This is a genomic window from Seonamhaeicola maritimus (assembly GCF_008056315.1).
GTDB lineage: Bacteria > Bacteroidota > Bacteroidia > Flavobacteriales > Flavobacteriaceae > Seonamhaeicola > Seonamhaeicola maritimus.
Genome location: NZ_VRKQ01000008.1, coordinates 1,174,804 through 1,201,691 on the forward strand (window position 1 = coordinate 1,174,804; position 26,888 = coordinate 1,201,691).

Below are 26,888 nucleotides of genomic sequence, written 5' to 3' on the forward strand. Positions count from 1 at the left end.
GAATTTGAATATTTACTTTCTTATAATTTTCACCACACCATTATTACTTAGCTTAATAATAGACGATGGTTTTGAACAATTTTTATCGCGGTGCAAATTTACAACATAGTCAACTCCTTTTAAAACCTCGGGAGCTATTTCTTTAAAAGATTTTGGGGTTGGTTGTCCGCTAATATTTGCAGAAGTAGAAACTACGGCACCATTGAATTTTCTAGATAACCAATAGCAAAAATCATCATCGGGAATTCTTATGGCAATTGTGCCATCGTCAGCAATTAAATTATCCGCTAAATTTTGAGCCTCGTCATAAATTATAGTAGTAGGATTGTCTACAACCTCTAAAATACTTTTGGCAGCAAAGGGAATTTGTTTGACATATTTTTTTAGCATTCGGTCATCTGCTACTAAACAAATAAGTGCTTTACTATCCTCACGTTGTTTTAGCGCATACACTTTTTTGATAGCCTCAATATTTGATGCATCACACCCAATACCCCATACGGTATCAGTGGGGTAAAGAATTAGCCCCCCTTCTTTTAAGACTTTCATTGCCTTTTGAATTTCTGCTTGCATAGGATGTTTTGAATGCAAATTTAACATTAGTTTTATACATTGTCTAAAACTTTGTAATATTGCCTAAAATTTAAGTTAGAGTACTTTCATTGTGAAGTACTAGAACTTAGTTTAAGGGCTATGGTTAGAAAAACGAAGGTGTTTGTGAAAAGAAAGGTTAGAAAAACCTTTGAGAATGTGTATTCTAAAAAAGATATAGAATGTTTAGGCGAAAAACCTTTTGTTGTAATATCCAATAACTGTTGGGGAGGTGCACTTTATAGGTGGTATAAAAGGCCATATAATTCACCATTTGTTGGTCTTTTTTTATACGGACCATGTTATATGAAAATGCTTTCTAATTTTGAACATTACATCAAACAAGAATTGATATTTATAGATAATTCTAAATATCCTGATAGAGAAAAAACGTATCCTTTAGCTTTGTTAGATGATGTGGAAGTACATTTTACACATTATGATTCAGAGTTAGAAGCTAAAACGAAATGGGAGCGCAGAGTTTCTAGGATGTTAGAAGAAAATAACTTTGATAATTACTTTTTTAAAATTTGTGATAGAGAAAGAGTTACTAAAGAACACATTTTAGCTTTTCATAAGTTGCCTCTAAAGAATAGAATATCATTTGCCAAGTATGATGATTCAGAGTTAGTAAATGAAAATCATATTAAAGTTAAGGAAAGGCAAAAAAAGAAGAAGCATGTACCAAATGGTAAAAAAATGTTTCAATTGACGTTTTTATATTTTGATTTGAACGAGTGGTTATTAAATTAAGGCCTTTAAGGTGTTCCAATGAAAGAAAATAGTTTGTTTTCCAAAGATGTTAAAAATGAAAATAGAACACAGTTAAAGTCTATTATATTAGGTTTTGATGCTTTGAAAGGTGGTGTAGGAAAGAGGAATATTATTAAAATTATTGATTTTAACGGTTCAAATATTAACATTAAAGCATTTAAGATACCGAATGTTATAAATCAGCTGGTTTATAGTTTTTTTAGAAAGAGTAAAGCACAGCGTTCTTTTGAATATGCAAATAGATTAACGAAAATGGGAGTTGGGACTCCAAAGCCTTTGGCATATTTTGAATTTAAATCAGGATTATTATTTAAAAGAAGTTTTTACGTCAGTGAACAACTAGATTGTGACCTGACTTATAGAGAACTTACTAAAGATTTTGATATTCCAAATTACGATGCTATTCTGAGAGAGTTTACACGATTTACTTTTAGTCTTCATGAAAAAGGAATTCATTTTTTGGATCATTCACCAGGTAACACCTTGATTAAAAGAAATGGTAAAGATTTCAATTTTTATTTAGTTGATTTGAATAGGATGAAGTTTGGTAATCTGGATTTTGAAACTAGAATTAAGAATTTTTCAAGATTGACAATTCATAAGTCAATGGTTGAGGTGATGAGTGATGAGTACGCCAATTGTTCAGGGGAAGATTACAATAAAATATTTAGTTTAATGTGGAGTGAGACCGAACGGTTTCAAGAAAAGTTTTACCGTAAAAAGCGTTTGAAGAAAAAATTTAAGTTTTGGAAATCAGTTTAGTAATTTATTCAACTCTTTATACCTATAATGTACTCCGTAGGCACTTAAATAACAAATTACAAAGCCTTCTTTTCCATCTAAAAACCCTAATCTAATTATATAGTTTATTAAAAACTTATAAAGAGGCCTGATATAAAAATGATAAAAATTTGGTTTTTTTCCTTTTTTTGAAAGCTCCAAAGCCTTAAGGCTAGCATAATGTTCCATTTTTGATTTATAATGAGTAGCATTATCAAAACAATAATGAATCATATTACTTTTTAGTATTTTACTATTTCCGTCTATTATTGGCATTTCATGAACAATCTTTTTTTCATCATATTTCACATGCCCTTTTTTAAATAAACGATAGGTGGTATCTGTTTGAAAACCACTAAATCTAATTCGTTTCTTTTTGAAGAAGTATAATCTTTTAAATAGGAAACCAACAATATTATTAGGAGTGCTTATTTCTTTAAGAATCTCTTTTTTTAAAGAAGGTGTAATACGCTCATCAGCATCAATAAATAGGATCCAATTGTTTGATGCCTGCTTTAGTGCAAAATTTCGTTGATCTGAAAAATTCTTAAAATGACGTTGAATTTTGGTTATATTGTTATAAGATTGGAGTTTTTCAAATGTACCATCCGTACTAAATGAATCAATAACAATTATTTCGTCTGCGAAAGAAATATTATCAATTACATCATCAATATGATGAATTTCGTTATAAGTAATAATTAATGCAGATATTGTTTGCTTTTCCTTCTCCAAAAGTAAATTACTATTTATAATATTAACGAAATATTTTGTGAATTTTTAAACGTCTTAAAAACGAAAGCTTTCGTTTTGTAGGTACTCCATTAGCTTTTATATAATTTTCTGTGCTTTCCACCATTCTCAAGGCAGATTGTCCATCATTGTAAGGATGAAATAATCCATTAATTATTTTACGATTTTTAGCAAACGGATCTTTCCTAATATTAGCTTCAACCAAGCCAATAAGGTTATTGTAATCATCAGAGTCGTGCCAATATTTTTTAAAGTCTGAAATATTTCTGAAGGTGATTACAGGTTTATCTAAAAGTAAAAATTCATATATTACGGATGATGTATCGCTTATTAAAATATCAGCTATTAATAAAAATTTTATAATATTATTTTCTGGTTGAAAAATAATATTTTCATGTAGATTGGCTAAGTCATTGTATATTTTTATAAGTTTATTATCCATTAGGGGATGGAACTTAAGTAGGATAACATAATCTGAGTTTTTGGCCAATTCCGTTATCTGATTAATTAAAAAGGGAGCAGAGGTAAGTTTAGGTGAAAACGTTGGAGCATATAGTATGATTGTTTTGGCTACATATCTTTTTAATATCTCATCCTTTTCCTTTTTGTACCGAGTTTTATCTTCTGCATATACATCCAACTTAGGCCATCCAGTTTCTATAACATCAAAATCCCTATGAATATCTTTTAATTCATTAAATTTTTTTGTGAAATAAGGACCTTGGGTAAGATAAAGATCAAAATAACGACGAATTCTAAAATGCCCTTTTTTTTCTCCTGCTAACCCATGAAAAATCTGAACTTTTAAGCCTCGTAAGTAATAAGGAACTTCATTTCCAGGAACAAATATAGCATCACTAGAAAACTGTTTTAGCCGGGTAATTGATGTGGTGTAATTATCAAATTTATATGGAAATGAACTAGAGATTTTTTCTGGAATGAACCATAGATATTCGTAACCTTTATCAATCAATACTTCTTTTATTGGATTAAGAATTCCAAAGGCGTAATTGTTTTGACAAAAAAGAATGGCTCTCACTATAACAAATTATTTACACTTTCTAAGTCTTCAATAAAATCAATTTCCATACAGTTATATTCAGAAATATCAACTGCCTTAATTTTTATGTTATCTTTTTCTATGGCAAGTTCCAATCCTCTTTCAAAATAATCATTATCATCGCATTCCTCTAAACGATTTATAAACTTTAAAATATCATTCGAAGAAATAAAATTAATTCCAACAGCCTCTCCTAAACCATTTTTAACGGTCTTAGATAATTTGTCAATGTACCCATCTTTTAAAGTGTATTTAACCTCTTCTTCTGCTACTTTACTTGTGTTTACTGCTACAAAAGATTCGTTAGCTTCAATATAAGGGTCTAATATTTTTAATAAATTTCCATCAAAAACAACATCACCGTTAAACCAAAGTACTGCTTTGTCCCGTTGCTTCTTAAGAGCTTGTAATAAACTTTTAGAAGTATTAGTGCGATCAAAAAAAGGATTGTAGATATAGGTAAGCTCTGGAAATCTTTCCATAATTAGGTCTTTTTTAAAACCTACAACTACATTAATATCGTCAACATTATACATGGAAGTTATATTATCGGTTTGCATTCGCATAATACTCTTTCCATTTTTCAGAGGGGTCAGTGGTTTTGGAAAAGGATTCCCTAAGCGGGAACCAATACCAGCTGCAAGTATAATAATCTTCATGTTAAGTGTTTTTTGCTAATAATTAAGTTATTGACTTTTTACTGTCAATTTCAATGCTGTTTTTTAAACCGCTACCTCATTGTCTCTAAGTGCATCATTCAATGATGTTTTCTTATCTGTACTTTCTTTACGTTTACCAATAATTAAAGCACATGGTACATTATAACTTCCAGCTGCAAATTCCTTTGCATAACTGCCAGGAATAACAACAGATCGTGCAGGAACTTTTCCTTTCATTTCAACGGGTTCATCTCCAGTTACATCAATAATTTTTGTACTCATGGTTAAAACTACACCAGCACCTAAAACCGCTTCAGTTTCAACGTGTACGCCTTCAACAACAATACATCTTGAACCTACAAAAACATTATCTTCTATAATAACGGGCGCGGCCTGTAATGGTTCTAATACGCCACCAATACCAACACCTCCAGATAAATGAACATTTTTACCTATTTGTGCACAACTACCAACTGTGGCCCAAGTATCAACCATAGTGCCTTCATCTACATGAGCACCAATGTTTACATAACTAGGCATTAAAATTGTACCTGGAGAAATATAGGCACCATGTCTTGCTACTGCATGAGGAACTACTCTGATACCTTTTTCTTTATATCCAGTTTTTAAAGGAATTTTATCATGAAACTCTAAAGGTCCACATTCAATAGTTTCCATTTTTTGAATTGGAAAATATAGAACAACACCTTTTTTCACCCATTCATTTACTTGCCACCCACCTTGAACAGGCTCCGCAACACGAAGTTCTCCTTGGTCTAATAAGTTAACAACTTCTCTAATGGCGTTTTGAGTAGATGCTTCTTTTAACAATTCACGGTTATCCCAAGCTCTCTCTATAATTTGTTGTAATTCTGTCATCTGTATTTAATTTTTGGCAAATATAATAGGTATCGGTTAAATAACTTAATCTATAGGAGCATAATATGGTCTAAAAATTCAATTGTTTTTTATCTGTAAATGTGAGCATTTCAAGGAGAGCGTAAAAAGAACATTCCTTTGAAGTAAAAATTAATACCGATAAACTACACATATTGTGTTTTTAATCGTAAAAAATAGGCTTTTTATCTGTTTATCGATGTTTTTCCTCCGGTTTTCTAATAAACGAAAATTCTAGGTCCTACAACTAATTTTTTGCTCACAACCTCTTGCCTAATTATATATTTGAACTATCAAAACAACCCAAATCAATGAAAACAAGATTTTACATATTATTTATTTTATTACTTTCTTTTTCTATAGGTAATGCTCAAGATACATCTAAAGCAATAGAAATTGAAACTAATGAAACTATTTCTGTTTCAGAAGATAACAATATGGTTGTTGTAAATGACACTCTAAATATCGCTAAAGATGAAGTGTTATTAATTAGTGAAGAAGATTTAAGAGCGACAATAGCACGTACTGCAAGTGATATTAGAACTTTTTTTAATAGAGAAAGAAATGTTGACAACATTAAATTGTTATTTCCAAAAATAAATAAAGCTAAAAAAGCTTAATATCTCAAAGTATTAATAAGTAGGTTAAACTGAAAAGGCTGTCTGTAAAAGACAGTCTTTTTTGTTTTAATAGACTATTTTTGCAAAAAATAAATTCATGGCTAGAATTTTAGCAATTGATTATGGTACTAAAAGAACAGGGTTAGCTGTAACAGATGAGTTACAAATTATAGCTTCTGGCCTTACCACCGTTAATACAAAAGAACTAATAGAGTTTTTAAAAGATTACACGAATTCTGAAGCCGTTGAATTGTTTTTGGTAGGTGAGCCAAAGCAAATGGATAATTCTGCTTCAGAAAGTGAAATTCATATCATGAAATTTCTTGAAGCTTTAAAAAAGGAAATTCCAAGCATTCCTATTAAAAGAGTTGATGAACGTTTTACATCAAAAATGGCATTTCAAACCATGATTGATAGTGGTTTAAAAAAGAATCAAAGAAAGAACAAAGCTCTAATAGATGAAATTAGCGCCACACTTATTCTGCAGAGTTATTTATATTCAAAATAAATATCGTCAATAAATTATAGTATTGTATTTTTGTATCATTAATAGCAATTTATACGCATGATTTTACCAATTGTCGCCTATGGCGACCCTGTTTTAAAGAAGAAAGCGAAAGACATCTCTCCAGATTATTCTAAACTTGATGTTCTTTTAGAAAACATGTTTGAGACCATGTACAATGCATATGGTGTTGGATTAGCGGCTCCTCAAATAGGATTACCTATTAGACTCTTTTTAGTTGATACGGAACCTTTTGCCGAAGATGAAAGCTTTACGGAAGAAGAAAAAAATCAATTAAAAGAATTTAAGCGTGTTTTTATAAATGCAACTATTTTAGAGGAAGAAGGAGACGAGTGGGCTTTTAGTGAGGGTTGCTTAAGTATACCGGATGTTAGAGAAGATGTGTTTAGACAACCGGTAATTACAATTGAGTATTACGATGAAAACTTTAAAAAACATACTGAAAAGTTTGATGGATTAATTGCCCGTGTAATTCAACATGAATATGATCATATTGAGGGGATTTTATTTACTGATAAACTTTCAAGTTTCAAAAAAAGGTTAATTAAAGGAAAGCTTTCCAATATTTCTAAAGGGAAAATTAACGTTGATTATAGAATGCGTTTTCCTGATCAAAAAAAGAAACGATAATATTTGCAATAGAATAATAAACACTAGATATTTGCGCCTTTCAAAAAAGTAATATGAGTTTAGAAAAAGTACTTTCAATTGCAGGGAAACCTGGATTATATAAACTAATAGCACAGACCAGAGGAGGTTTTGTAGCTGAGTCTTTAATTGATAAAAAACGTATCTCTGTTAGCGTTCAAAGTAACGTTAGTGTATTGAGCGAAATTGCAATCTATACTTTGGCAGAAGAAGTACCATTAAAAGATGTGCTTCAAAAGATCAAAGAAAAAGAAAACGGAGCGGCAACCTCTATAAAGGCAAAAGATAGCAAAGATAAACTTGAAGAGTATTTCTTTGATGTGTTACCTGATTATGATGAAGATAGGGTGTATGCAAGTGATATTAAAAAGGTAATTCAATGGTATAATTTACTTCAACAACATGATATGTTGGATTTTTTGGATGACGATGAAGATGATGTTAAATCAGACGAAGAAGAATAAATAATCAAAACCTCCTAAATTAGGAGGTTTTTTTATGTCTTTTTGTAAGGTATACTTGAGTTTATCGACACACACTTCAACTAACAAATAAAGCTAATCCCAATGAAATCGCTTTGGTTTTTTGATGATGTTAATCTTTTTAAAGTTTTGTGTCCGCACAAATTTAAAGCTTATAAGGTTGACCATGATTTTGATTCTTATAGAAAGAAAGATTATATCTATTTTGAAGAAGATTCTGCAAATAAGGTCTATTTAATTGAAAAAGGAAAAGTAAAAATTGGTTATTACAATGAAGATGGTAGTGAGATTGTAAAAGCCATACTTACCAGGGGAGAACTTTTTGGTGAAACAGCAATTTTGGGAGAATCTAAAAGAGAAGAGTTTGCTCAATCTGTTGATGATTCTACATCTATTTGTCCTGTGGGTGTAGAAACTATGCATAATTTAATGCGTAATAATCAAACTTTCAGTTTAAAAATCTATAAACTTATTGGTTTCAAATTAAGAAAGTTAGAAAGACGCTTACAAATACTACTTTTTAAAGATGCCAAAACAAGGCTTATGGAGTTTTTAGATGAATTGTGTTCAGATTACGGATACGATTGTGAAAAAACAGGCGATAAAATTATTCAGCACCCTTATACTCAGCGTGATATTGCTTCATTAATTGGAACATCAAGGCCAACGCTTAACATTCTATTAAATGAACTAAAAGAAGAAAATGTAATAGAATTTGGCAGAAAAGAGATAAGAATTCACAAAAAAACGGCTTAGTGTTAGGTAGCTAACATTTTATAAAGACATCACATTATAACTTTGAAGTATTCAATAACTTTAAAAAATAATGTGATGATTAGAAAAGTGTTTTTAGCAGTTTTAGCTCTAGGATTAATAACGTTTTCATGTAGTGATGACGACAACCCAAAAAAAACCTCAAGATTAACTTTAAACCTTGATGGATTGGAAGCTTTAGGTCCAGATTTTGTTTATGAAGGTTGGATTATTGTTGATGGTGCACCTGTATCAACCGGAACATTCTCTTCAGTAAGTTTTCCACAAACATTTAATATTGACAAGAATCAATTAAAAAAGGCAACCACTTTTGTGCTTTCAATAGAACCTTCGGTTGACCCAGACCCTTCTCCCGCGGCAACTAAGGTTTTGGCTGGTGATTTCAGTGGTGATGAGGCTAATGTAAATTCAAATGGTATTGTTGGAGATTTTAGTGCTTCCTCAGGTAAATACATTTTAGCAACTCCTACGGATACTGATGATATGAATGAAGAAAGTGGTGTTTGGTTTTTAGATAACTCTAGCGGAAGCCCTGTAGCAGGTTTAGATTTACCGGTATTGTCAGCAGGTTGGAGATATGAAGGTTGGGTAGTTTTTGATGGTACGCCGATTACTACTGGAACATTTACGGCTGTTGATTCAGCTGATGATAATGCTGCAACATCTATGTTTAAGGGCGATGCAGGTAACGGACCAGCGTATCCGGGAGAGGACTATTTGCAAAATGCCCCAGCAGGATTAACGTTTCCAACAGATTTAAAAGGGAAAACAGTTGTGATTTCGGTTGAGCCAGATCCAGATAATAGTACTGCTCCATTTACCTTAAAGCCACTAGCGCATATGGTTCCTAATGATGCAATGAACCATACCGCAATAATGATGGGGGACGGACCAGTTAAAAGTTTAACAGGAATAGTTTCGAGATAGCATACCTTGTCTATGAAAAAGATTAATTGTTTTTGTTAGATTTGAAGCATGGTTTAAAAACCATGCTTTTTTATTTTTTATTATGCGATTTAAAAAACCTAAAGTTACCGATATAATTTTTTTAATTGTTGTAGCTGTTTTAATTATTCCAAAAACAAGAAAGCCTATTCAAGTATTTGTAAATAAAGCTGTGGCTGCAGTTATTAGTCCATCTAAAATTCAAGAAGAAAAACAGGAAGCAATTTCCACTTATGATTGGAGGTTGAAAGACAGTCAGGGCAAAAATTTTAATTTTGAACAAACCAAAGGGAAGATCGTTCTAGTGAATTTTTGGGCTACTTGGTGTCCACCTTGTATAGCAGAAATGCCCAGTCTTCAGGAGCTTTACAATGATTATCAAGATAAGATTGAATTTGTTTTTGTTTCAAGTGAACCGTTTAAAGATATAAACTCTTTCATAGAAAAAAATAAATATAACTTCAAAGTATATAAGCCAGTTTCAAATTATAATGAAATATTTAAGGTAAACGGTATTCCAAGAACATTTTTAATTGATAAGAAAGGAAAGATTGTTATTGATAAAACTGGTGCTGCTAATTGGAATAGTGAAAAAGTGAGAAATACAATAAATGAATTAATACAACAATAAAATATAACGAAATTGAAGATAGTTGTTTTAGATGGTTTTACATTGAACCCAGGAGATTTAAGTTGGCAAGGTATTTCTAAATATGGAGATTTAATTGTGCATGAGAGGACGCCTTATAATACAAAAGATATTGTTAAGGCAATTGGTGACGCTGAAGTAGTGTACACTAATAAAACGCCTTTAACAAGTGAAGTACTTAAAAACACATCTTCGGTTAAATTTGTAGGAGTTTTGGCGACAGGTTATAACATTGTTGACGTTGATGTTGCTAAAGAAATGGGAATAATTGTGACAAATGTACCTAGTTACAGTACTCAGTCTGTTGCTCAATTTACAATGGCTTTGTTGTTAGAAATGTGTCATAACGTTGGTGACCACAGTTATGCAGTTCATAATGGCGACTGGGTAAATGCCATAGATTTTTGTTTTTGGAATTCTCCATTAATCGAATTGGCAGGAAAAACAATGGGTATTATTGGTTTTGGAAGCATTGGTCAAAGTGTTGCCAAAGTGGCACAAGTATTTGGGTTGAATATTTTGGTGCACACAAGAACGAAAAAGCCTGAGTTTGAAACAGAAACTTGCAGATTTGTGGAGTTAGATGAACTTTTTACTAACTCAGATGTTATAAGTTTACATTGTCCGCTTTTTGAAAGCACTCAGGGTATTATTAATACCAAAAACATTGCTAAAATGAAAGATGGTGTCAAGATTATTAATACGGCTAGAGGCGGGTTGATTGTTGAAAAGGATTTGGCTAACGCTCTTAATTCTGGTAAAGTATCTGGAGCAGCTGTTGATGTTGTTTCGGCTGAACCTATGAAAGCCAATAACCCTTTGTTAAACGCCAAGAACTGTATAATTACACCGCATATTGCCTGGGCGCCAAAAGAGGCGAGAACAAGATTACTAAATACTACAATTGATAATTTAGAAGCTTATTTGGAAGGAAATCCTATCAATGTGGTGAATAATTAGTGTTCTTTTTTCTTAAAAGATTCTATCAAAAAAAGATTTAATAGAATTAGTGAAAATGCATAAATAGAATCTTCAATGGGTATTGTAAATATTCTAAAACTCAAATTTTCGGCATTGTTGTACCACACCACTTCATCTTGAATCAAACTACCAGTTAATACACCGTTAACAATAAAAAATGGAATTAGCATCACTAGAAAAGTTATTAGGTAACTGTCTAGTAAATCGGGTTGCTTTTTTAATGCTACGTAAATTAAAACTATAGCAAGGGTAAAGTTTATTAGAGTATACCATTTATCATAATTGTAAACTATAATAGCCGTGAGAATAAAAATTAATAAATAGGATAGGGTTTTAGTGTGTTTATGCGGTAATTTGAAGTTAGGGAAATAATACAAAAGTGAATAATGAGTAAAAACACAAGCATAAGGAATACAAATAAAAAAGAGCCATTCTTCAATAGGTAAATTAAAAAAGTTTATACCCAAAAGGTAATCACTGTTGAATCCCCAAAAACCATTGATGGTAAAAATTATGTCCCATGGAATAAAAATTAGCATAGAAATAAAAATGCTAATAAAAAGGGGTTTCCAAAGTTTGTAGAATTTTAGTTTAGGGTGAAAACTAAATAAAAAGGGAATACTTATAGAACTTAAATTAAGTAAGAGATATAAGTAATTCATTTAGGTCTTTTTAAAATATTTGAAAGGTACAAACAGCATTCCAAAACATTCACCATCCTCTTTACCTATATGTTTATGATGAATTTTATGAGCTCTTCTTACGCCTTTAGCATACCAATTATTGGCTTTTCTAAAAAGTTTAAAACGCTGATGAATAAAAATATCATGAACTATAAAATACGAGATTCCGTAGGCAAAAATTCCAAGCCCAATAGGAAGTCCTATCCACAGGTTATTATATTTCCAAAGTAGAAAAAAAACAATGCTCACCACAGCATAAAAAATAAAGAAAGCATCATTTCTTTCAAACCAACTATTGTGATCCTTTTTATGATGATCTTTATGCAAACTCCATAAGAATCCATGCATTATATATTTATGCGTAAACCACGCCATAAATTCCATAAAGCAATAAGTGCCTAAAAAAACTAAAATCCAAAGAATGGCTTGCATGACTTTTAAATTACAATAAATTTAGTTGATATTTTACATAACTCCTCATTAAGAGTTCTATTTTTTTTGGATTAGATACTCTAATACGTGTGCTTTTAATTTTTAATGCAGGCGTTTTTTTTAATTTCTTTAGCAGTTGCCTATAATATCTGTAGGCCATGAAAACCCCAAATTTTGCGTCTATTGGAAGTTTTTTAATTCCACTTAGTCCTTTCGCGAAATCAGATTCAATATCATCAATAATCTCTTTTTTAGATGCTTCATCTAAATTACTGAGGTCAGCATTTGGGAAATAACTTCTGTTCAGTTCATCAAAGTCGGCTTTCAAGTCTCTTAAAAAGTTTACTTTTTGGAATGCTGAACCCAAAGACATGGCAGTATCCTTTAAATTATCATATTTAATTTGGTCTCCTTTTACAAAAACTTTCAGGCACATTAAACCTACTACATCAGCAGAACCGTAAATATAATCTTTGTATTCTTGATCAGTTAAATAATCTGTTTTGTGCAAATCTAAACGCATGCTTTTCATAAATGCATCTACTAATTCTTTATCTATGTTGTACTTGTGAAATGTATATTGAAAAGCATTTAGAATTGGGTTTAGACTTATTTTTTCTTTTAATGCTGATTCTAAATCTTCGGTAAATTCATTGAATAATGATTCTTTTTTATAGTCATGAAAAGAATCAACTATTTCATCGGCTAAACGAACAAAACCATAAATGTTATATATATCATTTCTGATAGAATTTGATAACATTTTGGTGGCCAATGAAAATGACGTACTATATGTTTTGGTAACAATTTTACTGCAACTATAGGATACGGTGTCAAATAATTGTTTCATGATTAGTGATGTTTGGATATTAATTCTGATACTAGTTTTCCTGAAATTAATGATGGAGGCACACCAGGTCCTGGAACAGTTAGTTGTCCAGTAAAATACAAATTTTTTACTTTTTTACTTTTAAGTTTTGGTCTTAAAAATGCAGTTTGCATTAAAGTATTGGCCATACCATAGGCGTTTCCTTTAAAGGAGTTATAATCTTTTTCAAAATCTTTAACGCAGAAAGATTCTTTAAAAAGAATATGCTCTGTTACTTTTTGAGAAGTTAGGTTTTCTAACCTACTTATAATTTTGTTAAAATAGGTTTCTCTGAGATCTTCAGTATCTTCAATACCAGGAGCTAGTGGAATTAAAAAGATACCAGCTTCTTTACCCTTAGGGGCGGTACTGTTATCTGTTATACTTGGAAAACTTGCATAAAACAAAGGATCTTCTGGCCATTGGGGTTTGTCATAAATAGCTGTGGCATGAACATCAAAATCAACATCAAAAAATAAGGTATGATGTTCTACGTTTTTAACTTTTTTGTCAAATCCTACATAAAACAGTAAGGCTGAGGGAGCAAATACTTTTTTCTCCCAGTATTTTTGGGAATACTGACGATATTTTTCATCTAAAAGGGTTTCGGTATGCCAATAATCGGCACCGCTTAGTATGATATCTGCCTGATATACCACGTTATTTGATTCAACGCTAATAGCTACTTCATTTTCCACATTTATTTTATTAACAGAAGCATTAGTGTTTATTATAACACCTAATTCTTTAGCTAGATTTTCCATGGCCAATATAACTTGATACATGCCTTTTTTGGGATGAAATGTACCCAAGCCAAAATCTGCATAATTCATAAAATTATAGAAAGAGGGCGTATTGCTTGGTTTAGCACCTAGGAATAAAACAGGGAATTCAAGTATCTTTCTAAGTTTATCATTTTTGAATAGCTTCCTTATGTCTTGTTTTACATTGGTTAAAAATTGATTTAACCGCGTAATGGTTGTAAAAGAAACCAATTCTAGCGGAGAAACTCCGGGATTGTATACTAAATCCTTTATAGCAATATCATAATTGTCCTTAGCTTTAGAAATAAATTTATCTAGACTTTTTGAACTGCCTTTTTCATTAGCTTCAAAGGTTTCGGAAATTTTATCAAGTGAGTCTTCAATAGTAATTAAGTCATTCTTACCAAAATATACACTATAAGCAGGACTAAGTTTGTCTAAAGTATAATAATCAGAAGGTTTCTTGTTGAAATCGGCGAAGAAACGTTCGAATACATCAGGCATCCAGTACCATGTTGGTCCTATATCAAATGTAAAACCATTCTTTTTTAATTGTCTAGCTCTTCCTCCAATTGTTTGGTTTTTCTCTAAGATGGTAACATTGTATCCAGCCTTAGCTAAATAACATGAAGCAGCTAAAGATGAGAACCCGGAACCTATTATAATTATATTGTTTTTCATTTTGTTTAACAAATATAATAAAAAGTTAAACAAAAAATAGTTTTATTAACTAAAAATTTTCTACTAACTCTTCAATGCTTGAATAAATGGATACTTTATTGGGTAATTTATTAATATCAAAATCAGCTAATCTAGGGCCAAGAAGCATTAAATTATGCTCACTTTCTTCTAAAAGTAAACTATTGAAATTATCAATGTATTCAGGGATTTTATCAATTTCTGGGTTTACAGTGAAATAAGAAACAAAGGTAATTTCATTAAAAAACTCTAAAACACTCGAAAGGCTTTGCATTGGCACACTTTCACCTAAGAAAATGGTATGAAAACCTTTGCTTCTCAGTTGATAATTAATAAAAAGAAGCCCAATATCATGTATTTCGTTATCTGGTAAATAAAGTATATAGGTTTTAGAGTTTGGTTGAGGTTCTAAACTCTGTAACCTTTCAATGTTTAAAAGTATCTTTTGCTTTATATGAGTAGAAAGAAAATGTTCATGTGCAGGAGTGATCGTGTCAGTCTGCCATAGAATTCCTATTTCGTTAAGTAATGGTAAAAAGATAGTATAGAAAATATCGCTAAAGCTTTTATTTTCTATTAGATTGTTATATGTATTGTAAAACAGAACTTGATCAAAATTAATCATCGCCATTTTAAAGGCATTTATAGCATGGTCTTCTACTTTAGATCTTGAAGCAAGTTCTCTTACTTTAATGGGTATTTCCTCTTCTCCCAAGTTGGCAATTTTAGATATTTTTAAACCATTATTGTTTAAAAAGGTAATATTTAATAATTTTTGAAGACTACCAATACTGTAGGTTCTAATATTTGTATCCGTTCTGTTGGGTTGCAGTAAATTATAACGTTTTTCCCATATTCTAATGGTATGCGCCTTAATTCCTGTAAGGTTTTCTAAATCCTTTATGCTAAAATTAACTTGTATATTGTTCATTAATAATTAATATAAGTTAAACAAAAGTAGTGAATTTGTTCGAAACTATCTAGAAAAATGAAAAATAAACCATAATTAATTTATTTAAATCCATTTATGGTATGGAAAAATCTCTCCGACTTTAAATAAATCTATTTCTTTGTAAAGCCATTAGTATAACCTATTTTTGATGCGTTTATATTCACCTAATTTGGCGTCCATTAAGCTATGTTTTCAAATTTCATTTTTTCAAAATCAATGACAAATAAATTATTTTTTGTGCTTCTTATCATGTTTGCATTTTCTTGTAATAATAAGAAACAAAAGTATGTTGAGGCTAAAAAGGAAAGTGTTTTTGTGTCTTCTGGTTTAATTCCTGATGATCATTTTTTAGGCGATAAGGCTTGTGCAGAATGTCATTTAGATGAAGTTAAAGAATGGACAGGTTCTCACCATGATAAGGCAATGCAGATTGCCACGGACGAAACAATATTAGGAAATTTTAATAATGCTAAATTTACCAGTCAAGGTGTGGCATCGCGTTTTTTCATTAAGGACGGTGTTTATTTTGCTAATACAGAAGGTCCTGATGGTAAAAATCATGATTATAAAATTGAGTATGTTTTTGGAATTACTCCGTTACAACAATATATAGTTAAATTTCCAGACGGACATTACCAATGCTTAAGAACAGCTTGGGATACCGAAGAAAACAAGTGGTTTGATTTGTATCCAGATTTTAAGGTGGTCCATTCAGAATGGTTACACTGGTCTAGAGGTGGGCTGAATTGGAATAATATGTGTGCTGATTGTCATTCAACTAACGTTAGGAAGAACTACAAACAGGCAGACCATAGTTATGATACAAAATATGCAATAATTAATGTGAATTGTGAAGCTTGTCATGGCCCTGGAAAAGACCATGCTGAACAAGCTCAAAAATTTGGTGACGATTATAAAGCTACTGAGGGGGAGATGTGGATGACTTTAGATACAGAACCGAAAGAGTTGGTAGATCAGTGTGCAAGATGTCATATGAGAAGAGAACAATTTTCTGGTCACTTTAATTTTGAAGGTACTATGATGGATCATTACTTTCCACAAATTTTAGCTAATAATTTGTACCACCCAGACGGTCAGATCTTAGACGAGGTTTATGTATATGGGTCCTTTGTTCAAAGTAAAATGTATCAGCATAATGTTACCTGCACCAATTGTCACAACCCGCACTCCTTAAAACTTAGGATTGAAGGTAATGCCTTGTGTCTCCAGTGTCATGAGCAACCAAAATATGATGTGCCTTCACATCATTTTCACGAGGAAAACTCACAAGGTGCTCAGTGTATAAACTGCCATATGGACGGAAAGGTTTATATGGGTAATGATTACAGGCGTGATCACAGTTTTAGAATACCTAGACCAGATCAAAGTATTAAATACGGTACGCCAAATGCTTGTATTAGATGTCATACAGATAAAACTAATGAATGGGCTTGGGAGGATTTCAAAAAGAATTATGGCGAGCCAGATTACACCCATTTCTCTGATTTATTAGCACCAGGTTTTACAGGTGAAGCTAATGGGTATCATGATTTATTAACCATGGCCAGTGACACAATTTATCCGGCTATAGCAAGAGCTTCAGCTGTTAATTTAATGACAAATTACTTTAATGAAGAGGTTATTAATGACATGCTTCGCTTTTTAAAAGATGATTCTCCAATTGTTAGAGGTGCTACTGTTGATGCGCTTAGTGAAATTACTAATGAAGATTATGTAAAGGCATTTTTACCATTATTAAAAGACCCTAAACGTACAGTAAGAGTCAAAGCATTTTTTGCATTAAGTTCTTTGGATGAACTACAAATTCCAGAGGAATACAAAGAGGCATATAAAAAAGTTAAAAAAGAGTTTGAAGTCCACTTAAGTGTAACATCTGATTTTGCAGGAGGACGTGCCAAACGTGGAGGCTATTATTTAAAGAAAGGTGACATAATAAATGCCATAAAATCTTTTGAAAGTGCTCTGGAAGTTGATAACCTAAATAACATTATTAGAAGTAATTTGGCTAACCTATATTACAGAAATGGGCAGGTGAAGGAGGCCGAAGAAGCCTTTAAAATGGTTATTAATCAAGAACCTGAATTTGGTCAAACATATTATTCATATTCACTCTTATTAGGTGAACAAAATAGAATTGAAGAAGCTATTACTCAAATGGAGCTAGCTATTAAGTACATGCCACAAAATATTCGGTTTTATTATAATTTGAGTCTGCTTTACGATAAAGTAAATAACTTTAAACAGGCTGAAAAAGTAGCAGTGAATGGTTTAAAGTTAGCACCTCAAAATGGTGATTTGTTATATGTTTTGGCTTATCTATATCAAAAGCAAGGGGAGCTAGCAAAAGCTAGAAATATTGCCCAACAGTTGGTACAATTGTATCCTAATAATCAAACGTATGTATCAATGTTTAATCAATTAAGAGGATTGCAGTAGTTAATATCTATGTGACTTTCAAAGATTTTTGCTCAAAACTTTAAGTTTTTAAGGAAATTTCTTTTGGTGAAATTTTAGAGCCTTGTAGAAAATTATTGTTTCTTATGTTCCCGATTTAAGAATCTACCAACTTGTTTAACTATTATGGGCAACCGAAAGTTGTGCTTTTTACCTAATCTTACTACTGAATATCTAGATCTGGAACTTAAGAGTGTTTGGTTTTTAGAGCAAGAACCGTTTGTTTTAAATTATAGAAATAGGAGATAATTCTTTTGAGATTTTGTTCGAGACATCTTTAATAATAGTATTATATGCTTTTATTAAAGTAAAATAAATATGGAAGTGTAGCTAAAACATATCATTTCTTTTAAGTTCTTTTTTGCAAAGTAAAGTGATTTGATAAACAAAAAATGGATTGAAGATGAATGAAATATAATTGTTATTTTTACCTAAAAACTAATTAACCCATGAAAAGAACTCTAATATTTTTCGTTGCATTATTTTTGCAATTAAGTTATTCCCAAAATATAAATATTGGTCTTTTAACAGATAAAAATACACCAGATGTTCAACCGCTTTTAGAACAGTTAAAAAGAGAAATCACTGCAGTTTTAGGACAAGGTAAGACTGTTAACTTTCAAAAAGTGCTTTCAAATAATTTTAGCTTACTCAAAGCTAAAGAAAATTATCAGTCTTTAATTGATGGAGATACTGACCTTATTTTGGCTTTTGGGGTAATAGATAATATTGTTTTAAGCCAACAAGAATATTATGCTAAACCTGTCATTGTTTTTGGTTCTATTAATTCAGATTTCATCAATTTGCCACCAGAACGTATAACATCTGGTATAAATAATATTACTTACATAATTGCTCCATTATCTTACAAGAAGGATTTAGATACTTTTAAAACCGTTTATGATTATGAAAATATTGGTATTTTAATAGAGCAAAATATAATTGATGTTTTGCCATTAAAATCTGTATTTGATCAATATTTTCAGAAGGTGGAAAAAAAGTATCGTTTAATCCCCTTAACTGAAAATGGTATTAATGCAAGAGACTTGGAAGGAATAGATGCTGTTTATTTAGCAGGTGGTTTTGAATTTAGTGATGCTCAATTTGAGAATTTAACCTCAGTTATAAATTCTAAAAAGCTACCATCATTTTCTGCAAATAGAGTTAAAGATGTTGAGCGTGGTATATTGGCTACTAGTCAACCCCAAACAAATTTAAATCAGTTTTTTAGACGTATTGCATTAAATATTGAAGCTATTACAAATGGGACTAATGCTTCAGAACTACCCTTGTTGTTAGAGTATAAAAACAAGCTAACCATCAATTATAATACTGCTAAGCTCATTGATTTTCCATTGCGTTATGCTATGTTGGGAACCGCTGATTTCATTGGAGGCGAATTAGAACCAAATACTGAAAGCATGATGTCTATATTGGATATTATGAATGGTGTTCTTGATAAGAATTTAAGTCTATCTTCTAGTGAAAAGAGTGTCGAATTAAGTGGTCAAGATGTTAAAACAGCTAAAAGTGGTTATTTGCCCAATGTATCTGCTGGTGTAAGTGGGGTTTATCTAGATCCCAGAGTAGCGGAAATTTCAAATGGCGCAAACCCAGAGTTCTCAACATCTGGGAATATTGTTTTAGAACAATTAATCTATTCAGAAAGTGCTTCAGCCAATATCGATATTAGGAAAGAATTACAAAAAGCAGAACAAGCCATTTATGATACAAATGAACTCGATGCTTTATTGAATGCTACTGTAGCTTATTTTAATGCCTTGATTTTAAAAACAAATACAAGTATTCAGAATCAAAACCTCCAAGTTACAAAGCGTAATTTAGAAATAGCAGAACAAAACTTTGAAGCAGGTGAATCTGGGAAATCAGATGTGTTACGTTTCAGGAGTCAATTAGCTCAAAATATGCAAAGCCTTATAGAAGCTAGAAATCAATTGCAACAAGCATTTTTCACTATTAATCAATTGATGAATGTATCAATTAATAAAGACATTGACATTCTGGATGCTGAACTTTCCGAAGGTGTTTTTAAGAATTATAAATATGATGACTTTTACAAGATTTTAGACGACCCGAAATTACAACCCACTTTAATTGAATTTTTGATACAAGAAGCAAAAAAGAACGCTCCTGAGTTAAAGAATATAGATTATAATTTAAATGTTACAAAACGCACTTATGATTTAAATGATTATGGTCGTTTTATTCCAACAGTTGCTTTACAGGGCCAATACAGTTTGGCAATTTCTCAGTCTGGAAAAGGCACAACGATACCTGATGGATTTCCAATAGCACCTGATGGAACATACAACGTTGGTTTAAATATATCTTTGCCTATATTTAATCAAAACCAAAGAAACATAAATAGACAATCAGCTTTTATACAAGAGGAACAACTGGGTTTTGAAAGACAAAATATAGAATTAAACATTGAGAAAAATGTTAATGATGTGGTACTGGATTTGATTAATCAAATAGCAAATATCGAAATTTCTAAAGTATCAGAAGAAACAGCAAAAGAAAGTTTAGACCTCACACAAAATGCTTACCAACAGGGCGCAGTTCCCATTATTCAGTTAATTGATGCGCAGACCAATTATTTGCAAGCGAAGTTAGCAAGGTCTACGGCCAATTATAATTACTTAATAACCTCAATGCAATTAGAACGCGCCATAGGGTACTTCTTTTTAACCCATTCTGAAGATAATAATCAAGCATTCATCCAAAGAGCCAACCAATATATTTTAAATAAAAACTAACCCATTATGAAATTACACATATACAAATTGTCAATTTTAGCTTTAGTCATAAACCTTTCTTCCTGTAAGGATAAAGTTGAGGTTAAAGAAGAAGTATTGAGACCTGTGAAGTACGAAGTTGTTGGAACTCCAAACGTTCAGGGCACAAGAACATATAGTGGAACAGCAAAATCTAGTAACGCCATTGGATTAAGTTTTAGAAGCGGTGGAATTATCACTAAAGTAAACCATTGGAAAGGTGCACAGGTTAAAAAAGGAGCTATTATTGCTAGGTTGGATAATGTTGAGGCAAACCTAGCGTATGAGCAATCTGTTTCAGCCTTAAATGCAGCAAAGTCTGCTATGAATACAGCTAAGTCGAGTTTAGATAGAATTAAGTCGCTATATGAAAAAGGAAGCAATTCATTAAGCGATTATGAAAAAGCAAAAAACTCATATCAAACAGCTTTAGATCAGTTTGAATCTGCAAAACGAAATAAAAGTATACAAGCTACGCAATTAAGTTATGGTATCATCAAAGCTCCAAAAGATGGCGTAATCGTTTGGACAGACGGTGCAGTTAATGAGCAAGTTTCGGCTGGTCATCAATTTGCAGAATTGAACGCAGGAAAAGATATGAAGGTTGAGGTTGGATTACCAGAGGCTGTTATTAATAAGGTAAAAGTTGATATGGCTACCAAAATTGAGTTTTCGGCTATTGAGGATAAAGTTTTTGAAGGTAGAGTTTTTGAAGTATCACCAAGTATAGACCCCAATTCGTCTACCTATATTACAGCAGTTGCAATAATTAATCCTATTCCAGAAATTAAATCGGGCATGGCAACAAATGTCATTTTTGATTTTGAGCAAGATGAAAGTATTGCAAATGATACATTGGTTGTGCCTGTTAAGTCTGTAGGAGAAGATGGTAACGGTAATTTTGTATTTATAGTAGAATCAAGCGATGGGATAACGGGAACTGTAAAAAAACAACAAATTGAAATTGGTGAATTAACACCATCTGGATTTGAAGTGAAAAAAGGTTTAAATTCTGGAGACAAAATAGCAACGGCAGGATTACAAACCTTAATAAACGGACAAAAAGTAAGATTATAATAACTAAAAAACTAACCTTATGAATCTTACTGAATTTTCAATAAACCGTAATCGTGTTGTATTAAGTATTTTGGCTGTAGTTATGGTGATGGGTATGTTGTTTTATGCCTCATTGTCAAGAGATAGTATGCCACCTTATACCATACGAATAGCATCAATTGTATCATCATTTCCAGGAGCAAGTCCAGAGCGTGTTGAGGAATTAGTTAGTGATAAAATTGAAAAAGTCGCACAGGAATTACCCGAATTAAAAGTAGTAAAAAGTACATCGCGTACTGGACTTTCCGTAGTTCAGGTAGAGCTTAAAATGGAAGTTAAACCAGAAGAACTTCAGCCTGTTTGGGATAGACTTCGCAGAAAGTTAGGCACCATTCAGGGGTTACCAAGTAATGTTACTCCTCAATTGCGGGATGATGGCATTGGTGAAGTATTTGGTATTGCTGTTGGTTTAATTTCTGATGGTTATGATTATACAGAAATGAAAGATTATGCAGATGACTTGCGAGATGATTTAATAAAACTTGAAGATGCTGCTAAAGTTGAATTGAATGGTGCGCAGGAAGAACGTGTTTTTGTTGAGTTTGAAAACACCAAATTAAAAACCTATGGATTAACATCGAACAAATTAAAAAACATTATAGGTAGCACTAATATACTTAGCTCTGGAGGTACAATTAATGTTGAAGCAGAACGTATTATTTTGGAGCCTACAGGTAACTTCGATGATTTAGAATCCATAAAGGAAATGTTAGTCCCCGTTGGAGAAAATGGACAAGTTATTGCTCTTGAAGATATTACTACAGTGAAAAAAGGGTATATCAATCCACCAAAGCAGAAAGTGAGAATTAATGGTTTAGATGCTATTTCATTACATGTTTCTTTAAAAGAAGGTGCTAATATTATTAAGTTAGGAGAAGAAATTGATGTGTTACTACAAGAATGGCAAGATAAATTGCCAGTTGGTTTGGAAGTATCACGTTTAGCATCAATTGATAAATACATCGATTTAAAGATTAGTGATTTTATTGGCAACCTATTACAGGCTATTGCTATCGTATTAGCAGTCATGCTTTTCTTTTTAGGACTAAGAACAGGATTGGTTATTGCAAGTTTAATTCCAATAGTTACCATAACAACGTTGATGGTTATGGGGTTAATCGATGTGGGGCTAAATCAAATTTCCTTAGCCGCTTTAATTATGGCTTTGGGAATGATGGTTGATAACGCTATTGTTGTAGCGGAATCGGTCATGGTAAAAATGGAAGCAGGTATTCCTGTTAAGAAAGCAGCCATCGATTCATGTTCAGAATTATTTACGCCATTATTGATTTCAACATTAACGACGTCTGCAGCGTTTTTAGCCTTCTTTATGGCAGAATCGGTTATGGGTGATATTATGGGGCCCATTTTCGTGGTAATCACTATTGCGCTTTTATCGTCATGGCTTATTGCTTTAAGTATCATTACTTTATTCTGTGTCTTCTTCTTAAAAGTAAAACCAAAAGAAGCCGGAAAAGTAAGTTTCTTAGATAAATTAATTAATGGCTTAAAACTCAAGTATAAAAATTTAATTTTATTAGCTCTTAATTGGAAAAAATCGGTTTTAGTACTTATTGTATTTATGTTCTTTTTATCCATTTTCGGATTTGGACTATTAGGCTTTGTATTCTTCCCAGATAGTGACCGTAATATGATAACGGTTGATATCAATTTACCAGAGAATACTAAAATTGAGAATACAACATCTGTGATTTTAGCGCTTGAAGATTTTATGCAGAAAGAGCTAAAAGTAACAGATGATAAACCGGATGGTATTGTAGATTGGTCAGCTTACATTGGTGAAGGCCCTTCAGCTTACGATTTGGGGTATAATGCGGATGAAGCAAATTCAAATTATGCACATATCTTAATTAATACATCATCTTTTTTGGTGAATAATAGCATGATTGAAAAATTGGATGCCTTCAGTTTTGAAAACTTTCCTAATGGCGATATTAAAGTTGGTTTGCTAGGTTCAGGTGGAGGTGGAACACCTGTTGAAATTGAAGTATCAGGAGATGACCCCGATAAATTAGCAAGTATCTCCGAAGCCATTAAAGCGAAGTTGTTTACCATTTCTGGCACAAAAAACATTAAAGATGATTGGGGCCCTAAAGGGAAAAAGTTTGTTATAGATATAGACCCTAATAAAGCGCAATCAGCGGGGGTTACCAATCAAGATATTGCTACTTCTTTACAAACTGTTTTAGATGGTTTTCAAGCAGGGGAATATCGAGAAGGCGATAAATCTATCCCAATTGTAATGAAGAGTAACCAAAGTAAGCAACAATCCTTATCCTCGTTAGAAAGCCTTAATATATATTCACAAAATTCAGGAAAAAGTGTTCCTTTACTGCAAGTAGCATCTATAATTCCTCAATGGCAATATTCAAAAATAAAGCGTGTTGATTTAACAAGAACAATTAAAGTATCGAGCGAATTAACAACCACAGGTAATGCCTCAGAAGTCACGCAAGCGATTACACCTTGGCTTGATGTACAAAAAGAAGTTTGGGGTAAAGACTATACTTATGAATTAGGAGGGGATGCTAAAAGTTCTGCCGAAAACATGGGAGCAGTTGCCAGCTATTTACCACTTTCAGCTTTTATTATTGTAATGCTATTAATCATACAGTTTAATTCTTTTAGAAAAATGGTCATGATTGTTTGCACCATTCCGTTGGGAGTTATTGGGATGGTTTTGGGACTTTTATTGTTTGGTGTGCCTTTTGGGTTTATGGCATTTTTAGGCGTTATTTCTCTTGCAGGTATTGTTATCAATAATGCCATCGTTTTGGTAGATAGAATTGAGATCGAAGAATCGGAATTAAAACGTAAACCACAAGATGCTATAATAGCAGCATGTTTACAGCGTTTTAGACCAATATTATTAGCAACTTTTACAACAGTATTGGGTCTAATTCCTTTATATCTTGGTGGAGGCGAAATGTGGGAACCTATGGCGGTAACCATCATGGTTGGTTTATTGTTTGGAACTGTAATTACATTATTATTTATTCCTGCATTTTATAGTGTGATGTATAAGGTGAATTATAAGAACTATGAGTTTAATGATGAACTTTTAGATTAAAATGCTAAAGAGATTATATCCATACCGTTTCGAGGTTTTCTTTTTTAGTCAGATTGCGATACTGTTTGGGTCTCTTATTGTACCGTCAATTGTATTTGAAACCTATCTATCACCAGTACTGTTTTTAATTAATCTATTTGCTGGGATTGTGCTGTTATCAAAACAGAAAAAAACAATGTGGTTTTTAGTTGCTTTACTTGTTCTAAGTGCCGTAATACTTGGCTCAGAATTAATAGAAACAGTAAATGAGAATTTAGTTGGTCCAATAAAAATGTTGACTTACTTTTTGTTTTACATCGTAGTTACTGTAGAAATTATTAAGCAAGTATGGCAAGCAAAAAAAGTCAGCAAAAATGTGATATTTGGACTTGTTAGTGGATACATTTCTCTTGGGTTAATCGGTTTTTTTATCTGCTTAAGTATCGAAATGGTATACCCTAATTCGTTTTCAGGCTTAATAGATGGGATTTCAATTACAGAAAACTTGATATATTACAGCTATATTACATTATTAACTATTGGGTATGGAGATATTTTACCTAATAGTGCATTAGCGCATAAAGCCGCTATTTTAATTGGTTTAATAGGGCAAATATATTTAGTTGTAATAACAGCTATTGTTGTTGGGAAATACATAAATCAGTTATCTATAAAGAATGATAAAAATTGATACTGAAAATGAAATAGTTATATCTTTAAACTTTTAAATATTGTTGTGTTCTTACAACGAAAAAAGAAAAAATTAAAATTATAGAATGAAGAAATTAAATAAAACTATCGCCTTACTTATACTAAGTATTGTATTATCAAACTGTACGTCGACTAAGCTTACTGAAGCATGGTCTTCAAAAGATTTTAATGACACAAAATCTAAAAAACTATTAGTAGTAGCAAGGTCTAATGATTTAGATGTTCGTAAAGCATACGAAAACGAATTGGTTTCTGAATTAAAAGAACAAGGTATAGATGCTGTGGCTGCTCATGTAAAATTTCCTAATCTTAGAGAAGGTAAAAACCGTTCTCAAGAAGAGATTGAAGCCATTTTATCTATGTTCAATAAAAATGGAATTAAGAGCATCATTCTTACAGCTTTAAAAGATACTAAAATAGAGAGTTCATCAGTGAAAAGTCCTACTGATTATGGTACAGCTTCAATAAAAGGCAAATATGGCGTAAGTTTTACAGACTATTATAATGTGCACTCTATTGAATATATTAGTAGAAACTTAAAGCCAGTGTATAATGATAATCTGAGTGAAAACAATTTTGTTTTATCCTCAACAACTTATATATTAGAGGCTGTTGTTTATGATTTAACATTAGAGAGAGACAAGCAGCTTGTTGGTGTTTATGAAATAGAAGCAAGCAACCCCTCATCGTCAAAAAAAGTATTGAATAAATTCACAACATTAATTTCAAAACAATTTAAAAGATAAATCATGAGCCCACTTAAATCAATCTTAGCACTTAGCTTAATTTTAGTAACTATAAATGGGTTTTCCCAACAGAAAACTCAGGAACAGAAAGAAAGAGAAAAGAATAAAGTTGAACTTTATACACCCGAAGAAAAAGATAATTTACAGAACTTCTATGCAGAAGAAGTAAATAAGATGAAATTATCAGAAGAAATAAAGAGTGAGTATTATAATATTCTGTTGTTTTACACTCATAGCATGTCAAGGCTTGATGATAAAGATAAAGATTATACACAAGAAGAAATTTCAGGGAAATTTAATATTTTACATTTTAAAATGAATGAAAAAATGAAGGCGTTATTAACACCAGAACAATACGTTATTCATCTTGAAACTTTTAATAAAATATTATATAGTGTGAGTAGAAAAACAAGTTTATTTAATCAAAAAAAATAA

Annotated in this window: 27 protein-coding genes; 17 read left to right on the forward strand and 10 right to left on the reverse strand. The window is 31.6% G+C overall.

The window, feature by feature from the left end; genetic code table 11:
• Nucleotides 1–12: 12 nt before the first annotated feature.
• Complete coding sequence (locus FUA22_RS04825) at nt 13–600, reverse strand: L-threonylcarbamoyladenylate synthase (RefSeq protein ID WP_262713222.1); 588 nt, start codon at nt 598–600, stop codon at nt 13–15.
• 117 nt (nt 601–717) lie between these two features.
• On the opposite strand from FUA22_RS04825, the gene FUA22_RS04830 reads away from it, so the two are divergent.
• On the forward strand, nt 718–1,344 hold the full coding sequence (locus FUA22_RS04830) for a DUF1919 domain-containing protein (protein ID WP_170309845.1): 627 nt from the start codon (nt 718–720) through the stop codon (nt 1,342–1,344).
• 18 nt (nt 1,345–1,362) lie between these two features.
• Complete coding sequence (locus FUA22_RS04835) at nt 1,363–2,127, forward strand: lipopolysaccharide kinase InaA family protein (protein ID WP_147766705.1); 765 nt, start codon at nt 1,363–1,365, stop codon at nt 2,125–2,127.
• Here the strand turns inward: FUA22_RS04835 and FUA22_RS04840 are convergent.
• The 4 genes from FUA22_RS04840 to FUA22_RS04855 form a co-directional block, all read right to left on the reverse strand.
• A complete protein-coding gene (locus FUA22_RS04840; protein ID WP_147766707.1) occupies nt 2,119–2,880 on the reverse strand; it encodes a glycosyltransferase family 2 protein in 762 nt (253 codons plus the stop codon). The genes FUA22_RS04835 and FUA22_RS04840 overlap by 9 nt on opposite strands.
• A 22-nt stretch (nt 2,881–2,902) precedes the next feature.
• Nucleotides 2,903–3,937, reverse strand: coding sequence for a CDP-glycerol glycerophosphotransferase family protein (locus FUA22_RS04845; RefSeq protein WP_147766709.1), 1,035 nt, complete (start codon nt 3,935–3,937; stop codon nt 2,903–2,905).
• A complete protein-coding gene (locus tag FUA22_RS04850; RefSeq protein WP_147766711.1) occupies nt 3,937–4,617 on the reverse strand; it encodes a phosphocholine cytidylyltransferase family protein in 681 nt (226 codons plus the stop codon). Before FUA22_RS04850 ends, FUA22_RS04845 begins: the two co-directional genes overlap by 1 nt.
• A gap of 63 nt (nt 4,618–4,680) precedes the next feature.
• Nucleotides 4,681–5,496: a 2,3,4,5-tetrahydropyridine-2,6-dicarboxylate N-succinyltransferase gene (locus FUA22_RS04855; RefSeq protein WP_147766713.1), complete on the reverse strand. Its 816-nt coding sequence runs from the start codon at nt 5,494–5,496 to the stop codon at nt 4,681–4,683.
• 329 nt (nt 5,497–5,825) lie between these two features.
• On the opposite strand from FUA22_RS04855, the gene FUA22_RS04860 reads away from it, so the two are divergent.
• From FUA22_RS04860 to FUA22_RS04895, 8 genes are all read left to right on the forward strand, one after another.
• A complete protein-coding gene (locus FUA22_RS04860) occupies nt 5,826–6,134 on the forward strand; it encodes a hypothetical protein (RefSeq protein WP_147766715.1) in 309 nt (102 codons plus the stop codon).
• Nucleotides 6,135–6,231: 97 nt separating this feature from the next.
• Nucleotides 6,232–6,642: a Holliday junction resolvase RuvX gene (gene ruvX, locus FUA22_RS04865; protein WP_147766717.1), complete on the forward strand. Its 411-nt coding sequence runs from the start codon at nt 6,232–6,234 to the stop codon at nt 6,640–6,642.
• A gap of 57 nt (nt 6,643–6,699) precedes the next feature.
• Nucleotides 6,700–7,290 carry a peptide deformylase gene (gene def, locus FUA22_RS04870; protein ID WP_147766719.1) on the forward strand — a complete coding sequence of 197 codons (591 nt, stop codon included), beginning with the start codon at nt 6,700–6,702 and terminating at the stop codon, nt 7,288–7,290.
• 53 nt (nt 7,291–7,343) lie between these two features.
• Nucleotides 7,344–7,772 (forward strand): DUF5606 family protein, encoded by a 429-nt coding sequence (locus tag FUA22_RS04875; RefSeq protein WP_147766721.1) that lies wholly within the window; start codon nt 7,344–7,346, stop codon nt 7,770–7,772.
• Between the two features lie 102 nt (nt 7,773–7,874).
• Nucleotides 7,875–8,546 carry a Crp/Fnr family transcriptional regulator gene (locus FUA22_RS04880; protein WP_147766723.1) on the forward strand — a complete coding sequence of 224 codons (672 nt, stop codon included), beginning with the start codon at nt 7,875–7,877 and terminating at the stop codon, nt 8,544–8,546.
• 75 nt (nt 8,547–8,621) lie between these two features.
• Complete coding sequence (locus FUA22_RS04885) at nt 8,622–9,491, forward strand: anti-sigma factor (protein ID WP_147766725.1); 870 nt, start codon at nt 8,622–8,624, stop codon at nt 9,489–9,491.
• A gap of 82 nt (nt 9,492–9,573) precedes the next feature.
• Nucleotides 9,574–10,140 carry a TlpA family protein disulfide reductase gene (locus tag FUA22_RS04890; protein ID WP_147766727.1) on the forward strand — a complete coding sequence of 189 codons (567 nt, stop codon included), beginning with the start codon at nt 9,574–9,576 and terminating at the stop codon, nt 10,138–10,140.
• A gap of 12 nt (nt 10,141–10,152) precedes the next feature.
• Nucleotides 10,153–11,118: a D-2-hydroxyacid dehydrogenase gene (locus FUA22_RS04895; protein WP_147766729.1), complete on the forward strand. Its 966-nt coding sequence runs from the start codon at nt 10,153–10,155 to the stop codon at nt 11,116–11,118.
• Here FUA22_RS04895 and FUA22_RS04900 read toward each other — a convergent pair.
• Genes FUA22_RS04900 through FUA22_RS04920 form a run of 5 tightly spaced genes read right to left on the reverse strand, consistent with a single transcriptional unit; the run spans nt 11,115 to nt 15,516 of the window.
• Nucleotides 11,115–11,801: a lycopene cyclase domain-containing protein gene (locus FUA22_RS04900; protein WP_147766731.1), complete on the reverse strand. Its 687-nt coding sequence runs from the start codon at nt 11,799–11,801 to the stop codon at nt 11,115–11,117. The genes FUA22_RS04895 and FUA22_RS04900 overlap by 4 nt on opposite strands.
• The gene (locus FUA22_RS04905; RefSeq protein ID WP_147766733.1) at nt 11,802–12,254 is read right to left on the reverse strand and encodes a sterol desaturase family protein; all 453 of its coding nucleotides are present in this window, start codon (nt 12,252–12,254) and stop codon (nt 11,802–11,804) included.
• A gap of 10 nt (nt 12,255–12,264) precedes the next feature.
• Entirely contained in the window at nt 12,265–13,104 is an 840-nt protein-coding gene (locus tag FUA22_RS04910; protein WP_147766735.1) for a phytoene/squalene synthase family protein, read from the reverse strand.
• Nucleotides 13,105–13,106: 2 nt separating this feature from the next.
• The gene (locus tag FUA22_RS04915) at nt 13,107–14,567 is read right to left on the reverse strand and encodes a phytoene desaturase family protein (RefSeq protein WP_147766737.1); all 1,461 of its coding nucleotides are present in this window, start codon (nt 14,565–14,567) and stop codon (nt 13,107–13,109) included.
• 49 nt (nt 14,568–14,616) lie between these two features.
• A complete protein-coding gene (locus FUA22_RS04920; RefSeq protein ID WP_147766739.1) occupies nt 14,617–15,516 on the reverse strand; it encodes a MerR family transcriptional regulator in 900 nt (299 codons plus the stop codon).
• 237 nt (nt 15,517–15,753) lie between these two features.
• Here FUA22_RS04920 and FUA22_RS04925 point away from each other — a divergent pair, with 237 nt between their 5' ends.
• From FUA22_RS04925 to FUA22_RS04955, 7 genes are all read left to right on the forward strand, one after another.
• Nucleotides 15,754–17,994 (forward strand): tetratricopeptide repeat protein, encoded by a 2,241-nt coding sequence (locus FUA22_RS04925; protein ID WP_147766741.1) that lies wholly within the window; start codon nt 15,754–15,756, stop codon nt 17,992–17,994.
• A gap of 467 nt (nt 17,995–18,461) precedes the next feature.
• Nucleotides 18,462–20,792, forward strand: a complete 2,331-nt coding sequence (locus tag FUA22_RS04930) for a TolC family protein (RefSeq protein WP_147766742.1) — start codon at nt 18,462–18,464, stop codon at nt 20,790–20,792.
• Between the two features lie 6 nt (nt 20,793–20,798).
• Nucleotides 20,799–21,887: an efflux RND transporter periplasmic adaptor subunit gene (locus FUA22_RS04935; protein WP_147766744.1), complete on the forward strand. Its 1,089-nt coding sequence runs from the start codon at nt 20,799–20,801 to the stop codon at nt 21,885–21,887.
• A gap of 19 nt (nt 21,888–21,906) precedes the next feature.
• Nucleotides 21,907–25,017: an efflux RND transporter permease subunit gene (locus FUA22_RS04940; protein ID WP_147766746.1), complete on the forward strand. Its 3,111-nt coding sequence runs from the start codon at nt 21,907–21,909 to the stop codon at nt 25,015–25,017.
• Between the two features lies 1 nt (nt 25,018).
• A complete protein-coding gene (locus tag FUA22_RS04945) occupies nt 25,019–25,687 on the forward strand; it encodes an ion channel (protein WP_147766748.1) in 669 nt (222 codons plus the stop codon).
• An 85-nt stretch (nt 25,688–25,772) separates the two neighbouring features.
• Entirely contained in the window at nt 25,773–26,453 is a 681-nt protein-coding gene (locus FUA22_RS04950) for a hypothetical protein (RefSeq protein WP_147766750.1), read from the forward strand.
• A 3-nt stretch (nt 26,454–26,456) separates the two neighbouring features.
• Nucleotides 26,457–26,888, forward strand: a complete 432-nt coding sequence (locus FUA22_RS04955; protein ID WP_147766752.1) for a hypothetical protein — start codon at nt 26,457–26,459, stop codon at nt 26,886–26,888.